This is a genomic window from Peribacillus sp. FSL E2-0218, assembly GCF_037992945.1.
Taxonomy (GTDB): Bacteria; Bacillota; Bacilli; order Bacillales; family DSM-1321; genus Peribacillus; species Peribacillus simplex_B.
Map to the genome: position 1 here is coordinate 2,955,981 of NZ_CP150304.1, position 15,462 is coordinate 2,971,442.

Annotated in this window: 13 protein-coding genes and 1 pseudogene; 2 read left to right on the plus strand and 12 right to left on the minus strand. The window is 42.2% G+C overall.

The genetic code is table 11. The features are described from left to right. The first annotated feature begins 216 nt into the window (after nucleotides 1-216). Nucleotides 217-420, plus strand: coding sequence for an alpha/beta-type small acid-soluble spore protein (locus tag MHI53_RS14170; RefSeq protein WP_061140373.1), 204 nt, complete (start codon nucleotides 217-219; stop codon nucleotides 418-420). 217 nt (nucleotides 421-637) lie between these two features. On the opposite strand, the gene MHI53_RS14175 is transcribed toward MHI53_RS14170, so the two are convergent. The 7 genes from MHI53_RS14175 to MHI53_RS14205 all read right to left on the minus strand — a co-directional run bounded on the left by MHI53_RS14175 (nucleotide 638) and on the right by MHI53_RS14205 (nucleotide 9,306). Continuing rightward, nucleotides 638-2,065: an aldehyde dehydrogenase family protein gene (locus MHI53_RS14175; protein WP_061140501.1), complete on the minus strand. Its 1,428-nt coding sequence runs from the start codon at nucleotides 2,063-2,065 to the stop codon at nucleotides 638-640. Nucleotides 2,066-2,301: 236 nt separating this feature from the next. After that, a complete protein-coding gene (locus MHI53_RS14180) occupies nucleotides 2,302-3,297 on the minus strand; it encodes a carbohydrate kinase (RefSeq protein ID WP_340371585.1) in 996 nt (331 codons plus the stop codon). A gap of 54 nt (nucleotides 3,298-3,351) precedes the next feature. Further along, nucleotides 3,352-4,824, minus strand: a complete 1,473-nt coding sequence (locus MHI53_RS14185; protein ID WP_340371586.1) for a sucrose-6-phosphate hydrolase — start codon at nucleotides 4,822-4,824, stop codon at nucleotides 3,352-3,354. A 13-nt stretch (nucleotides 4,825-4,837) separates the two neighbouring features. After that, nucleotides 4,838-6,091, minus strand: a complete 1,254-nt coding sequence (locus MHI53_RS14190; RefSeq protein WP_340371587.1) for an MFS transporter — start codon at nucleotides 6,089-6,091, stop codon at nucleotides 4,838-4,840. A gap of 112 nt (nucleotides 6,092-6,203) precedes the next feature. Beyond that, nucleotides 6,204-7,052, minus strand: a complete 849-nt coding sequence (locus tag MHI53_RS14195; protein WP_340373687.1) for a carbohydrate ABC transporter permease — start codon at nucleotides 7,050-7,052, stop codon at nucleotides 6,204-6,206. Then, nucleotides 7,052-7,996 (minus strand): sugar ABC transporter permease, encoded by a 945-nt coding sequence (locus tag MHI53_RS14200; protein WP_061140368.1) that lies wholly within the window; start codon nucleotides 7,994-7,996, stop codon nucleotides 7,052-7,054. Before MHI53_RS14200 ends, MHI53_RS14195 begins: the two co-directional genes overlap by 1 nt. Nucleotides 7,997-8,007: 11 nt before the next feature. Then, the gene (locus tag MHI53_RS14205; protein ID WP_340371588.1) at nucleotides 8,008-9,306 is read right to left on the minus strand and encodes a sugar ABC transporter substrate-binding protein; all 1,299 of its coding nucleotides are present in this window, start codon (nucleotides 9,304-9,306) and stop codon (nucleotides 8,008-8,010) included. Nucleotides 9,307-9,614: 308 nt separating this feature from the next. Here MHI53_RS14205 and MHI53_RS14210 point away from each other — a divergent pair, with 308 nt between their 5' ends. Beyond that, nucleotides 9,615-10,598, plus strand: a complete 984-nt coding sequence (locus tag MHI53_RS14210) for a LacI family DNA-binding transcriptional regulator (protein WP_340371589.1) — start codon at nucleotides 9,615-9,617, stop codon at nucleotides 10,596-10,598. A 281-nt stretch (nucleotides 10,599-10,879) separates the two neighbouring features. Here the strand turns inward: MHI53_RS14210 and lacD are convergent, their stop codons facing one another. The 5 genes and pseudogenes from lacD to MHI53_RS14235 all read right to left on the minus strand — a co-directional run bounded on the left by lacD (nucleotide 10,880) and on the right by MHI53_RS14235 (nucleotide 15,336). Continuing rightward, nucleotides 10,880-11,875, minus strand: a complete 996-nt coding sequence (gene lacD, locus MHI53_RS14215) for a tagatose-bisphosphate aldolase (protein WP_340371590.1) — start codon at nucleotides 11,873-11,875, stop codon at nucleotides 10,880-10,882. Between the two features lie 15 nt (nucleotides 11,876-11,890). Beyond that, the gene (gene lacC / locus MHI53_RS14220) at nucleotides 11,891-12,826 is read right to left on the minus strand and encodes a tagatose-6-phosphate kinase (RefSeq protein ID WP_340371591.1); all 936 of its coding nucleotides are present in this window, start codon (nucleotides 12,824-12,826) and stop codon (nucleotides 11,891-11,893) included. A 25-nt stretch (nucleotides 12,827-12,851) separates the two neighbouring features. Continuing rightward, nucleotides 12,852-13,185: pseudogene (locus MHI53_RS14225) on the minus strand (amidohydrolase family protein); the annotation flags it as partial. A gap of 56 nt (nucleotides 13,186-13,241) precedes the next feature. Beyond that, the gene (locus MHI53_RS14230; protein WP_061144167.1) at nucleotides 13,242-14,414 is read right to left on the minus strand and encodes an SIS domain-containing protein; all 1,173 of its coding nucleotides are present in this window, start codon (nucleotides 14,412-14,414) and stop codon (nucleotides 13,242-13,244) included. Between the two features lie 16 nt (nucleotides 14,415-14,430). Then, on the minus strand, nucleotides 14,431-15,336 hold the full coding sequence (locus MHI53_RS14235; RefSeq protein ID WP_340371592.1) for an ROK family protein: 906 nt from the start codon (nucleotides 15,334-15,336) through the stop codon (nucleotides 14,431-14,433). Nucleotides 15,337-15,462 lie beyond the last annotated feature (126 nt).

A 15,462-nucleotide genomic window follows, 5' to 3' on the forward strand; every position in this document is an offset into this window, starting at 1 on the left:
GGATATCAAGATCAATGAAGCTATCATCCCCAAGGACAAATTGAAATTAACATTACTCGCTACAATCGACCTTATCTTATATGCATATAGACTGCAGGAGCCTGCCATATATTCGATTAAATCTTCGGAAAATTTTTTTCATTTTTGATGTATATAACTGTTTACAATATCGAAACCTATGACTAGCAACACATTAAATTATTAGGAGCTGAAAACATGGCTAAGAACAACAACAGCAATCAATTGGTAGTTAGTGGTGCAGAACAAGCTCTAGAACAAATGAAATACGAAATCGCAAGTGAATTTGGCGTTAACCTTGGTCCTGATACAACATCCCGCGCAAATGGCTCTGTTGGTGGAGAAATCACGAAACGTTTAGTGCAAATGGCTGAGCAGCAATTAGGCGGAAGAACTCGTTAATCGAAATTATATGTACTGTTAGGGATAGTATTGATGCTATCCCTATTTATTTTGTTTATTTATTCCTCTTTAAAACATCCTATCGGGGCGTCCATTCTTACGGAACGTTTCTCAAGAATAAGAACGACCTTTCCCCGGGTGAATACCGAGAAAAGGCCGCCGCTTACAATCTTATGTGGGTAGCTAATTTATCGAGGGCAGAGCCACAAATGCCACATCAAGAAGGCATGCCTAGAATGGCTTTTGGCTCAAGAAATTCTTCCATTCCGTAATCTCCCCATTCACGACCGATGCCTGATTGCTTGAATCCGCCAAATGGCGCTGAATAGTCTATTTTGGCATTGTTGACCGTGATTTGCCCAGCACGAATATTTGAAGCCACTTTTCTCAATTCGGCAGCATCCTCACCAAAAACATATCCTGCTAAACCATATATCGTATCATTGGCGATCTCAATCGCTTCATCAATGGTTTCGTACGTAAGAATCGACATGACAGGACCGAATATTTCTTCTTTTGCTATGGTCATATCACTTTTCACATCAGTGAAAACCGTAATCTTCGTGAAGTAACCTTTATCAAGTCCTTCTGGTTTTCCCGTGCCACCAGCAACAAGGACCGCGCCTTCATCCTTACCTTTTTCAATATAGGATTGGACCGTTTTCCACTGTCCCTCCGATACTTGCGGTCCCATGAAGGTGGCCTTATCTTGCGGATCTCCTACAGGAAATTCCGGGAGCACCTCTTTTATCGCTTTAATGAACTCATCATGCATCGATTTGGGAATGATGGTCCTCGTGGCAGCCGTACAAACCTGTCCTGTATTCATCGCGACATTCAAGACAGCCGTTCGTGCCGCTTCTTTTACATTGGCGTCTTTTAAAATCACTAATGGTGATTTCCCGCCAAGTTCGAGTGATACTTTCTTTATATCCTGAGCGGCGTTTTCCATGATTTTCGAACCAACGCTTCCAGAACCAGTAAACGAGACAAAATCGATACCAGGGTGGGAGCTGATCGCTTCCCCAATGGTGGAACCAGAGCCATTCACTAAATTGAATGCACCTTTTGGCATTCCAGCACTTTCAAATATTTCCGCGAGAATGATTGCCGTCAGTGGCGTCAAGGCAGCCGGCTTGAGGACGACTGTGCTTCCTGCCGCAAATGCACTCGCCAATTTCGTACAAACTTGGTTGGCAGGAAAATTCCAAGGTGTGATGAGCCCAGCAACACCAATTGCCTCTTTTTGAATGAGTGTGTCTCCACGCTGTTCGGTGAATTCGAATGTTTTCAGGTTTTCAGCCGCTTTTTTAAAATGCTGCAAGCCCATCTCATACTGCACTTGTTCACTTCGTGTAACAGGGGAGCCTAACTCTTCTGTCATGACGCTGACAAGATCATCCTTCCGATTTTCATATTCTTTTGCGATATTCTCCAGAAGCTTGATCCTCTCTTCTCTCGACATTCTAGAAAATGCAGGAAATGCTGCACGAGCCGCTTCGACAGCGCGATCGACATCCTCCTTTGTTCCCGAAATGATCTTGCCAATGACTTCTTCCGTAGCTGGATTGATAACATCAATCGTTTCCGATCCTGTGGAATCAACCCACTCACCATTAATGTACTGTTGTGTATAATTACGCATCTTTCCAGCTCCTTTATCTTGTTGGATTTTATTCATATCAATTATTTTCCCTAATTTTTTTTCAGTAAACACTAAAAAAATACTTGAATTCATTTTGTCTCCACTTCTTCTTGACTCCTTTAACCGACACATAACTTACGCCAGAGGGAGCTCACGTAAAAAAAACCGTTCGGTTTCTCCCGAACGGGACAGACAAAAAAAGATGAGTCTGCTTGCAGGCTTGCAACCCTCGATTGTCATCGAGATTCGTTTTTGGTACGTTGAGTGGCAATGAAAGTCAATATATGACGTTTACCGGGGGCTTCCTGTATCGCTCCTTTGACGGAGGCCGTCAGTGCCCCACTTGCATTGGCAAATGTAAGTAATCGCTGATGGTGTTCCCTGACTCGCTGACGAAGATTTCCGTTTGTAATATCCAAAGAAACCAGCTCCGATAAAAATCCACCCATGAATGCATCACCCGCCCCTGTTGTATCTGAAACAGTCACGGAAAATCCTGGGTCTTCGTATAACTCGCCATTCTTTAAATAGATGCTCGCGCCTTTACTGCCTTTAGTATAAATGACGACGTTCACGTTCCCGACAAAAAGAGTGTCAATCGCCGCTTTTTCCATATTCGTATCCGTTACGAAAGTTAGTTCTTCCTCGGATACTTTAACGATATCAGCAAGAGGCAAAAAGTCTTGGATCGTTTGGCGGCAGCTTGCTTCATCAGGCCATAACGGAAGCCGTACGTTAAGGTCAAAGCTAACGATGCCGCCAATTTCGCGAAAAGCATTGATGACTTTCCTATGTGTTTGCTTCATCGGGCTCTCAACCAAATCAACAGAGCAAAAGTGAAGAAAGTCACCTCCATTAAACCATTCGTCTTTTACTTCTTCAGGAGACAGCAATAAATCCGCTGCATTTTTCCGGTAAAAACTAAAGCTTCTTTCTCCTGCCGCATCGATCGATACATAGGCCAATCCAGTTTCCCCTTCATCACTTCGCACGATATACGAGGTATCTACGTCGTTTTCTTGCAGCACGTCCAGTAAATGGTCGCCAAAATGATCATTGGCGATTTTGGAAAGCATGACGGAATTCCCTCCATACTTTGCAATCGCGATGGCCACATTCATCGGAGCTCCGCCTGCGACACGTTCAAAACAAGACACAGTTTTTAATGATTTTTGCTTTTGAACAGGAATGAAATCAATTAATGCCTCACCGATACAAAATATTTTTTTCAATGCATTTCCTCCGAACTAAGGAACAAGTGTTTAGTCACTTGTTCCCGGTATTTTTCATTTCCATGTGTCTTGTAGCGTCCAGTAAGTTAATTCGTCGATTTGCACAGCACCATTCACTGTAAATAGCTCGATGCCAAGCCTCTCTTCTTTCGGATAGATACGGCTTGTCATGCTTGTTTGTCCATTGTTGGCAAATACTTCGATCGACGATCGGTCAAGGAATATCCGCAAAGAGAGTAAGTCTTTCGCATTTAGAGGTGCCTTTCTAACACCGTCTTTCATTTTTCCAAACTTGGAGCAATCAAGTGTTAGCTGCCCTTCTTCTACATCATAGCTTAGAATAAGCTCCTCCTGCTCGACTCCGCGAACCTTCAAACCGACAGATCGGGCGTTAGCATCCGTTAAATCGAAAACGGCTTTCACCTCGATCAGGTCTTCTTTTGTATCAATCAAGTAATTCTCCAAAATCGGTCGTTTTTTACATTCATTGTGTTCGGTTTCTCGCAATAAGGTAATCTCTTCAACTGGATTCATCAATATTTCCAATTGGTCACCTAGCGTGATTTCGCGCGGCAATGTCAAGGCACCACACCATCCATCTGCTTTGGTCGGCATGTTTGACTCCCACATATCCATCCATCCAATCGCAACCCTACGTCCTTCATCATCCAATAAAGTTTGAACAGCATAAAAGTCATGTCCATGATCTAATTCGGTAAAAGGACCATGACTAAACTCGTTTGTATCATAATCATAGTCCCCTACCAAATATCCGGTTTGAAAAAGGTTATTATAGGCGTCCCCTTCCGCTTCGATTCCTTGGGGTGAAATCATTAAAATATGTTTACCATTCAATTCGAAAAAATCAGGACATTCCCACATATACCCAAGCGTACCGTCACTTTGTGCAAGCACTCCTCTGTAATCCCAATGACGAAGGTCAGGCGAGCGGTATAGGATAGCCCTTCCTACTTTATCTTGAGTCGCGTTGCCTAAAACCATATACCATGTGTCATCATGCTTCCAGACCTTTGGATCTCGGAAGTGATGCGCGCTATCTGCAGGTGGATGGTCAATGACTGGATTTTCACTTGCTTTTTCAAAAGTAATTCCATCTTTACTGACTGCAATGTTTTGATTTTGATAGAAGATGTCTTTTTCTTTATCCGTATAGTGATGACCTGTATAAACTAACGTTAATTCACCATCGTTATCTACGGCACTGCCGGAAAAACAACCATCGGTATCACAAGCGTCTCCGGGAGTTAAAGCAATAGGCAGGTGCTCCCAATGGACAAGGTCCTTACTTTTCACGTGCCCCCAGTGCATGGGTCCCCAATTTTCATCCAAAGGATTATGTTGATAAAACACATGATATTCGCCTTTATAATAGACTAAACCATTGGGATCATTTATCCAGTTAGCAGGGGCCATGATATGGTAGCCTAATCGATAGCGATCATTCATTTTTCCTTTTGCTTCGCTAAGTGCCTCTTCCGCTCGGTTCGTACTACTTTTCTGTAACATATTAAAAATCCTCCTAGACTACTTGAGATAGATTCTTCTCATTATTATTGAAGTTTGTATTCTTTTTAGGGTTCAAGAGAGTGAATATGGAAAGGAACGTAAAGCATAATGCCACGATTCCCATGATAATATATGCCTGGCGGAAGCCTATACTATCGTATAATTGCCCCGCGATCGGTGAAAGGATCGATGCCCCTACCTGGGAGGTGAAATGAAATCCAACCAAATATAAAATGGAGGATAAACGTGTATCAAAGTTAGCAGCTAAATATTTGAAAATGGCAATCAACATGATCGGCAATTCCAGGGCATGAATTAATTTCATGGATGAAATTCCGATCGGGCCATCCACAAGGCCTGAACCAATGATTCTGAAGGACATCAATGCCCCGGCTAAAATCAAACTGTTCTTTGCCCCGATTTTATTCACGATGAATGGAGCAGCGAATAGCATGCCTGCCTCCAACAATACTTGGAACGAATTCAGATAGCCAAATACTTGGTTCCCCATGGCAACAGTCGGGAATAAGGATGCGTAATAAAGTGGGAATTGTTGATCATACACGGCGTAGACGCAGGTCACTCCCATTACGTACATCATCAAAAACCAAAAATCCTTCAGTAAGAAAAGTCCTCCAACATCCTTCAAGGTTACAGAATCCGCTTTGTCCATCTCGTAATCTGTCATTTCTATCTTTACAGACAGGATGATGGCAACCAATATGATCGCTGATGCCGATGCCACCCAAAAATTGATATTCGGATTCACGTTGAATTGCTGACCGGCAAAAAATGTCGCTGATGCCCATCCCAATGAACCCCACATTCTCGACTTTCCATATTCGAATTCATATTTCCGACTGACTTTTTCAATGTACGATTCAATCGCGCCAATTCCAGCCAGGAACGATATGCCTAAGTAAATTCCCCCAACCGCTGCCCCTAAAAAAAGATGGTATTGCAAGAGCGGCCCGTAAACGAAAATATAAAACGGTCCTACAAAGATGAGCAACATACTGATGAAGAACAAGATGTTCTTCTTTAAACCTATCCTGTCGGAAATATAACCATATATTGGCTGCATGCATAAGGCAAAAATAGCATTGATGGAGAAGATGATTCCTGTCGCTGCCCCATCCAAGTGTATCTCCTGTCCCAACCAAATGGAAAATAACGAGTAACTGGAAGACCATGTGAAAAAGAAAAAGAAAAAATAGGCACTCAATTTCCAGTACAGCCTTTTTGAATCATTCCTTGTAGTTGCCATATGATAGCCCCTTTTACCGAATAGTTAAAAATCCAACTCGGGACCAATCCATTCCCGCTATCTTTGAAATGCCGTAATCATTCCTGATTGTTAGTCTGAGCACAGGCAAAGCCTACTTAATGCCAGTTCCCGAGCCCCCGAGGCCTTCCAAGATGTATCGCTGTGCCACGATATAAATAAGAATCAAGGGAATCGTGGATATCGTCAATACAGCCATGACCTGATTGATGTAAACTGGATCGGTACTGTTGATGGCCGTTATCGCCACCTGGATGGGGAATTTCGACTTGTCCGTCAAGACCATCAGCGGCCAGATATAATCATTCCAGCTTCCGATGAACGCCAATGTTCCAACTGTGGCGACAGCCGGCTTTGACATCGGCAGCATGATTCGCCAGAAGACCTGCCAATTGTTCGCACCATCCAATTTTGCCGATTCGATAACGGATTCCGGAATCGCCATGAAGAAGTTCCTGAACAAATAAATATTGAATGCTCCTGCCAATGCCGGCAAGATAACGGCGAGACGTGTGTCCACTAACCCTAGTTTGTGAATTATGGTGAATTGGGAGATTAAGATCGTTTCGAATGGTACGATCAAAAGCGCCAACAAGATCCCGAACAACAGTTTTTTTCCGCTGAATTTGAGCTTAGCGAATGCATACCCGGCCATCCCATTGATAATGATCGAACCGATCGCCACACACGCTCCATAAAACAAACTATTGCCGATGTAACCGATTAAATGAAAGCGTGACAGAACCTGACTGTAGGATACAAACCATTCCGAGATATGAAAGGATGGAAGGAAGGCCTTCAATGTATTCATATTATTGTATACCTCTGCCTCTGGTTTCATCGAGGATGCTACCATCCAAATCAGCGGGAAAATGAATAGTACCGCTAACAGAACCAAGCAAACGTATTCAAGAATGGTTAAGGGCCCGAATTTCCTTTGCATCAATCATCGTCCTCCTTGACCAATTTTCGTTGCGCAAGCGTAACTATTCCAATGATGGTACCGAACAAAAGCGCCATCGAGCTGGCATAACCGACCATCCGATCCGTAAATCCTGTTTGATAAATGTAATAGACAACCGTCATGGTGGAATTCATCGGCCCACCTTGTGTCATGACCATCGGTTGGACCAACAGTTTAAATGCCCCGATCAACGTGGTGATGAAGATAAACACGGAAGTCGGCTTCAATAAAGGTAAGGTGATATAAATGAATCTGTGCCATTTGTTCATGCCATCCATCTGTGCCGCTTCGTATACATCCATTGGGATATTCTGCAATCCAGCCAGGAAAATCAGCATCTGAAATCCAGCCCCTTGCCAAGCCGAAACAACAACGATCGTAAATATTGCCTGCTTTGGACTCGTCAAAAATGGTTGGGCTGAAATCCCGATGTATCTAAGTGCGTTATTGATGATGCCTTCATTCGGATTCAGCAAATATAGCCAAAGAACGGATATGACCACAAGTGACATGACGACGGGACTGAAATAGGCTACTTTAAAAAACGTATTGGCCCTTCGTTGTTTATTTAACAGGAGGGCCATACCGAGCGCTGACCCTACCTGCAATGGAATCACGAAAACTACGAATTTGAGTGTATTCAACAAACTTTTGAGGAATATCGGGTCTTTGAATAAATGGAAAAAGTTATCCAGACCCACAAATTTACGCATATCGGGTGTAAGTAAATAATAATCGGTAAATGCATAATAGACTGCCATGATTACCGGTATTACGAGAAACATCGACAAAATCAATAATGCGGGACCCAAAAACGCATAAGCGATCATATTATCCTTCCAGTGGATCCGAGCCCTCAAACCTTTCTCCGATTTCAGATACGTGTAGGCCAAGCCGTTCGTTTTCCATCCCATTTTACTCATATTTCCTCCCTTCAATTGGCCTTATCGACAGCTGATTGCATTTCTTCAGCACGTGTATCCAGAACTTTCTGAATATCACGATTTTGATCATAGAAGCTGATATCATCGATCGCTTGCTGGAAGGCACGCGTCACTTGCGGATAAGCTGGTGTCACGGGGCGTGCATGCCCTGTTTCCTTTAATTGCTTCATGAAGACATTCATTTGCTCGGAAAATTCTTTCGTCATTACTTTTTCCGAAGAATACCGAACGGGCAATGCTGCAATCGAACGGCTCAGCTCGATATTGGATTCTTTATTCGTCATCCAATCGACCAATTTTGCCGACCATTCTTTATTTTCCGAGGTTTGCGTCATCGCAAATTGCCAGCTGCCTGAAGGAGAAACCAATTTCTTTGTAGTTGGTGAGACCGGATAAGGCATCACGCCATACTCCACTTTCGGGAAGTTGGTCTTCAAATCGGTTACGGTCCATACACCGCTGAATTTCATAGGATATTTTTCTGTTTCAAACGCTTGTTTGACCGGAGTCCGTGTCGTATATCCTTCCTTCAGCATCGTTTGGATGAAATCCATGGCTTCGACGGTAGGAGCTTGATTGAAGACACCCTCGACCTTCTTGCCATCTTTCGAAACAAGGTCACCCCCAGCTGACCAAACAAAGGGAGTCAGTGCGTATGTCAGCATTTCATCTTTCGCTTGTAATTGCATATCTATCGCTGGTTTTTTGTATTTATCTGTTAGCGTTTTACAAAGCTCAAGGAATTGGGTCCACGTCCAAGGAGAATCGACCGTTGGCAGCGTTTTCAAATCGATTCCGGCTTCTTGGAACATTTTTTTGTTGTAGTAAATGCCCACGGATGATTCACTCACACCGATCGCGTAAAGCTTGTCTTGATAGGTTCCCTGCTGCTTAATGCTTGGAAGCAAGTCATCCTGGTCTTTCACATATTCATCCAACGGCGAAATGACACCGGATTTGGCATACGCGGCTGTATTGGGCCCATCCAATGTGATGACATCCGGCAGGGTGCTGGTCGTAAGGGCTGCATTCACTTTATCTTCGTAGCCCCCGCCATTTCCGCTGCGCGGAATGAATTCAATTTTAGCTTCTATATCATCAGAGGCATATTCCTTGTTAAACGCTTCCACGCGTTTTTTGTATACCTTTCCTTCTTCATTATCATCAGAAACGTGGACCCACATCGTGATTTTCTTTTTCCCATCTCCATCCACGCTTTCACTATTACTGCAACCTACCGCTGCAAACATCAATAATAATGACATCCCGACAAAAAGTAATTTTTTCATGACCATCATTCCCCCTTCTTATGAATCCATCGATAAAAGCGCTTTCAACTAGAATTTTATGTCAACCGGTACCATATGTCAATCGGTTGACATGTTTTTTTTGAAAAATTTAAATTTTATGGTAAACTTCAAAAAGAGGATGAAGTTGGAAACCATACGATAACCAAGCCAGAAACAGCTTGCTGAAAAATACTTCTTAAACCAAGTGACACATTGTTATCAAAACGCAAATAAAACTTATACAGTTACTTTTCAAGAAAAATGTAGGTACAATATGAATGGTAATTTAGAAGATGGGAGGAATGGAAATGAAGCCCAGCATTGATGATGTAGCAGAAGCTGCAGGCGTTTCAAGGACAACGGTTTCACGTGTCTTGAATAATCGCGGTTACATCAGTCAAAAAACGAAAGACAATGTATACAAGGCAATGAAGGAAATCAATTATATCCCTAACGACTTGGCTCGTTCTCTTTTCAATAAACGAACCAATATCATAGGTCTGATCGTCCCCAAAACGAGTAACCCATTTTTCGGTGAACTCTCCTTCCACATTGAAAGCATTTGCGCTTCATTCGGTTATAAGGTATTGCTCTGCAACAGTGTCAACCGAATGGACAAAGAGGAAAAATATCTTGAAATGCTGCTGCGAAATCAGGTCGATGGGGTAATCGTCGTAACCTATAACCGAGGGGTCATGAATTATCATCGGGAAAATTTCCCTGTCGTTGCGGTTGACCATTACCTATCAGAAACGATTCCTGTCGTTGGCTCTGATAATTATGACGGCGGAAAACAGGCCACCGAACTATTATTGAAAAAGGGCTGCCAGCATATTCTTCATATTAATGGCCCTATTGAACTGGAAACGCCCGCAAATTTAAGGAGAAAAGCGTACGAAGATATCATGATGAAAAATGGAAGAACACCCATTACATATGAAGTTTCCAATACATTTGACCAGATGATCCATCGGGAGCTGATTTGTAAGCTATTTGATGAACAGCCCGAGGTGGATGGTATCTTTGCAAGCGATGATTTAATCGCGGCTTCCGTAATGGCTGAAGCTAAAAAACGCAAAAAAGACATACCATCGCAATTGAAAGTTGTCGGATATGATGGTACGGAAACAGGTCAGATTTTATTACCGGAATTGACAACGATTCAACAGCCGATTGATTTAATCGCAAAGACGGCCATCGATATTTTATTAAAAGAAATTGAAGGGGAGTTCAACGATCTGCCGCTGGAAACATGCCTCCCCGTCACTCTTATCGAAGGTGGAAGCACGTAAAAAATTATGAAAGCCTTACATTAGCAAAAAGCCTGATCCAAATTGGATACAGGCTTTTTATTTTCCTTATAGATGAAAAAGGCAAGAATGTGCGATAGTACAACTTTTCAACATATAAATAAAACTCCATCACTTCTGTATCCCAACTTTCTTTGGGTCTTGTTGGTTTAATGTTTGAAGACTCCATTTTCCATATCTAAGCAAAAATGATGTCAAACATTTGAATACGGTTCATTAGTATATAAAACAATAGTTGCAGTCTTCAATAAAAGGCGATCGGTTCAAGTTGAAGCGCTTATTTTCCCAAACCAGGATTTAGCTGTCTCTTTCAAAACGACATTCAGTTCTTCAATATTTCTTTTACCAGTATCTTGTAACCAGATGCGGCCTGCTTGCTCTCCTTCTATGGCAAAAGGTGACACGCCCTCCTTCCAGGTTGCCCGTCCACATAATACACCGTTAAAGGTGGAACCGGATCTTTTGGCAAATTTCAATGTTTCTTGGAATAGTTTTGCACTCACCCCAGCACTCAAGAAAATAAAGGGCAGTTCAGTTGCTTTACTTTGTTCATTGAAAAGAAAGGCAGCTTCTTCTTTACTGTGAACAGCATCTCCCTCCGCATACCCTTCGACAAAGTTCATATTTACCGGAACCTCAACCTTCAATACATCCACTTGGTATTGGGGTTTGGAGAACTCCTTCATGGCCCCAATCACTTTATTCGGTTTCACTTTTGCATACTCTCTACTTTTCACATCTTCGTTTTTAGCATCATAAGTTACAATTTCCAAGAAAAATGGAATATCTTCAGCCGCACACTCGGATCCAACACGTTCCATATAAACATGTTTAGCGTTATTAATTTTTTCTTCTTCATCCACATCATAATACAGGAGGAATTTGATCGCATCGGCGCCGGCTTCCTTCAAGCGTTTCACTGACCATTCCGGTAGTAAATCAGGTAACCGTCCCACGTCTGACGCATCGTAGCCTGTTTTTTCATAGGCTACTAATAAACCGGCTTTCTTGTCACGGACCTTTGCCGCTGGCATACCATATTCAGGGTCCAAAAGAATGGCCGTTGCAAATGGTGTTAATTCCTCAGAAACCAATCTTTTGAAACGAATGATGCCTTCATCTCCCACATGACTTGCATTACCTGTTGCAATCATTTTTTTTAATGAGCCACGTTGATCAATGGCTAATGCTCCAATCACACCATTTTCATCCGATAAACGTTTAAGAGCATCCACTTTATTTTTTGATAGGTCTAACATCGGCATTCTCCTCTTTCAATCTATTTTTTCAACTTTTACGAAATCGAAGTACTGTTTAAATTTGTTTTTATTAATATAGCCGGTTCCGGCTTCCATCGTATTTAACATCCCCGTGGTCATTGCCGTTTTCAGCACAGTTGCCACGTTTTGATTTCGGTTCAAGGCCACAGAAAATCCGGCAACGGTCGCATCTCCTGACCCTACTGGGTTGACCACATCTATTTCCGGAATCGTAACCTGATAGTAATCCATCCCATGCTTGACAAAAGCCCCCTTACTTCCCATGGACACAACAATCCATTCAATCCCCTCGAAAATCTTATGGCTTAACGTTCGTTTCAAATCAACGATTTCAGCTTCCACTTCGAACCCCATTAGCTGTGAAAATTCCGCCGTATTCGGCTTGATGGCAAAAGGTTTTTTCTCATGCATCAAGACTTGTTTTAACGATTCACCTGAAGAATCGACAATCACACGTTTCCCTTTTTTATGACTGATTTCAATCATTTTGCAGTAATAATGAGTCGGTAAGCCTTTCGGTAGACTTCCTGAAATGGTTACTAGAGAAGCAGATGTAATCAAACCTTCGAATTTTTCAAGAAAAGCTATACCTTCTTGTTCAGATAATGTCGGTCCTGATTCTAAGATTTCAGTTTGCATACCCTCATGAAGGATGGCGATGCAATTTCTTGATTCACTTTCGATTCTCAAAAAGTCATTTCGAATATGCCTTCCATCTAATTGCTGAACAATGTAATCGCCAATCGTTCCACCTACAACCCCTGTGCATATGACATCTTCTTTCATTTGCGCGATCACTCGGGCAACATTCAAGCCCTTTCCACCAGCCGTTTTACTCACCGATTCTACACGGTTGACATCGTCAAATTTAAATCGATTTAATGGGTAGGATATGTCAACCGAGGGATTCATTGTTACAGCTACAATCATCGTCATCCCTCTTTCCGATTGTTGATTAGGCTTGATAACGACAGACACCTTTCAAATAAGTTGCAAGTAAAATCAAGCCCTGAATTCAATACGATAAAATCAGCTGCGTACCCCGTTGCAATTTTCCCGCATTCGTAATTTAATTGAACACTTTGGCAGGAGCAGTACTTGCCATATAGATGGCTTTTTCCGGGGTGGCCACACCCCATTGGACAACATTTTTGACGGCATCTTTCAATTGCAAAGCACTGCCTGCTGAACTTCCACCTTTCCATACAGGCAGCCACCTCCACAGGTAATACTCCCAATTGATAAGTTCCTTCTGACATACCACCAGCCATCATACAATCGGCAAAAATATATGTTGACATGCCTAATCTTCTCATTCTATAAAACAACTACATGCGCAAGGACATTACATTTTGTTATACTCGTATAGGGTTACGCCTTTGACCACACGGTTAACTGTTCCAGTCGGAGAAGGTGTATCAGGTGTATTACCGACTTTTATGGAAGCTAGCAGTGAGACAGTTTGCCCAATCATGACAAATGGCAATGCCAGGTAAGCATCCGGTACGGATTGAGCATCACTATTAAATAAAAATGAGTTTCCAGCATATCTGGATTTCCCATCAACTTCTATGGCACAGATGTAGTTAGCAATGTTATCTCGCTTCAATTCATTTAACAGATCCAAATCATATTGACGTGTATAAGGATGATTCGAAACAAAAACAAAAACCACCGCCTTTTCATTGACAAATGATTTAGGTCCATGACGGAAACCTAATGGCGAATCGAATGCTGTTACGATTTTACCAGCCGTCAGCTCTAATATTTTTAACTGAGCTTCCCTCGCTAAGCCTTCTAGGCACCCTGAGCCAAGATAAATTATCCTTTCAAAATCATGATCGATGATTTGTTGGATATCTTCTTCTCTACCAATAACAGTTTTTCCCATTTGAGAGATTGTGCTTACAAGTGATCCCTTTTCCTCCAATGACAGCGTATCGAAAACCAGTAATGCTGATAGAGTCATGCATGAGTAGCTTCCGGTCATAGCAAATCCTTGATCATTGGCTTTTTCGGGCATCAACAACAAAAGATTGTCTTCGTCACCTTTTGCCCTTTTCGCTAACTCTCCATCACTTGCACAAGTAATCGTCAACTGGTAAAAATTCGTGATGATGTTTTGCGCTAATTCTACGGCAGCCAAACTTTCGGGGCTGTTGCCACTTCGAGCAAATGAAACCAATAGGGTTGGGCAATCTGCTTTTAAAAATTCATAGGGGTTTGACACTAATGTGGTAGTCGGAATATTCAGCAAATCCCACTTTTTTTCATCCACTTTTCCTTTTAAATAGGGTGTAACCGTATCACCCACGTAGGCAGAAGTTCCAGCACCTGTAAAAATGACACGAATCCGATCATATTGTTTAGCTAATTTTTGTAAAAACGATTGAATTTCTAAACGTTTCTTTGTATACAGTGAATAGGTTTCATCCCATAGAACAGGTTGTTGCTTGATTTCATCTGTTGTAATCGATGCACCTAACGAAACTAATTTTTCCTGATTAAGTGTAAACATCCAAGACACTCCTCTTTTATAATCTCTCGAATACGCGCAATCCTGCCCCAACGACACCATTATCTTGCTTCAATGTACTGATGCTCATTTGGCTTAAAATATGTCGTTGTTCAGGTAATAGGTAACTTCTTAGCTTTTCTTTAATTAACTTAAGCAGAAAGGGATTATTTACGATTACACTGCCGCCGAAAACCATTTTATGTGGATCCAATAAACAGGAAATCGCATAAAGTCCTTGAGCTAAGTTGTCAGTCACTTCTTCGATGATGGGTAGAAATTCACAAGCTCCCTTTATATAGCCTTCAAAGACTTCCTTGGTGGAAATTTGGTCGGATTGCAATTCCGTTTTGGCCAGCTTTTTAATGGCCGGTCCAGCCGCCACGTTTTCCAATCGCCTATTTTCCCCATTGTTCGCCTTAAAAAGTACTGGTATTAACCCAAGTTCCCCGGCAAATCCCGCCCCCCTGAAAAATGATCCATTTTGAATGATTGAACAGGAGATGCCGGTACTAATCGTCACATAGACAAATGTTTCATTCCGCTTTTCCTTTGCAGCCTTCCACTCGGCAAATGCTGCCATATAGACATCATTGTCAATGCTAATCCGTTCAAAGCCGAATTGCTCTCGTAAACGAGCGATGACGGGGAATTGGTCCCAAGGTAAATTATTTTGAAAAATAGCGATGCCATTCTCACAATCCACTTTACCTGGTACACCCACGCCGATCCCCTCTATGTCAGCCAAGGAAAAAGAGGTTTTTTTAAAGAGTTGTTCCACCGCTTCCAAGACTCTAGCAAACATTTTTTCCCGATCTGAAGGATCACTTTCAATATCCTCACGCATTAGCAATTTTCCGGAATCTGTAATGATCCCTGCTGTTATCTTAGTCCCTCCAATATCAATGCCGATCGCCTGTTTCATTTTCCTGCACCCCTTATTCCTCTCGATCGCCTACTTTTTAGTCCAAGCTTTTTACTTTTTTCAACCTTCATCGCTCTTAAATAAGATGGGTTGTTGGTACAAGTCATTCTTATGAAAAACTCATAG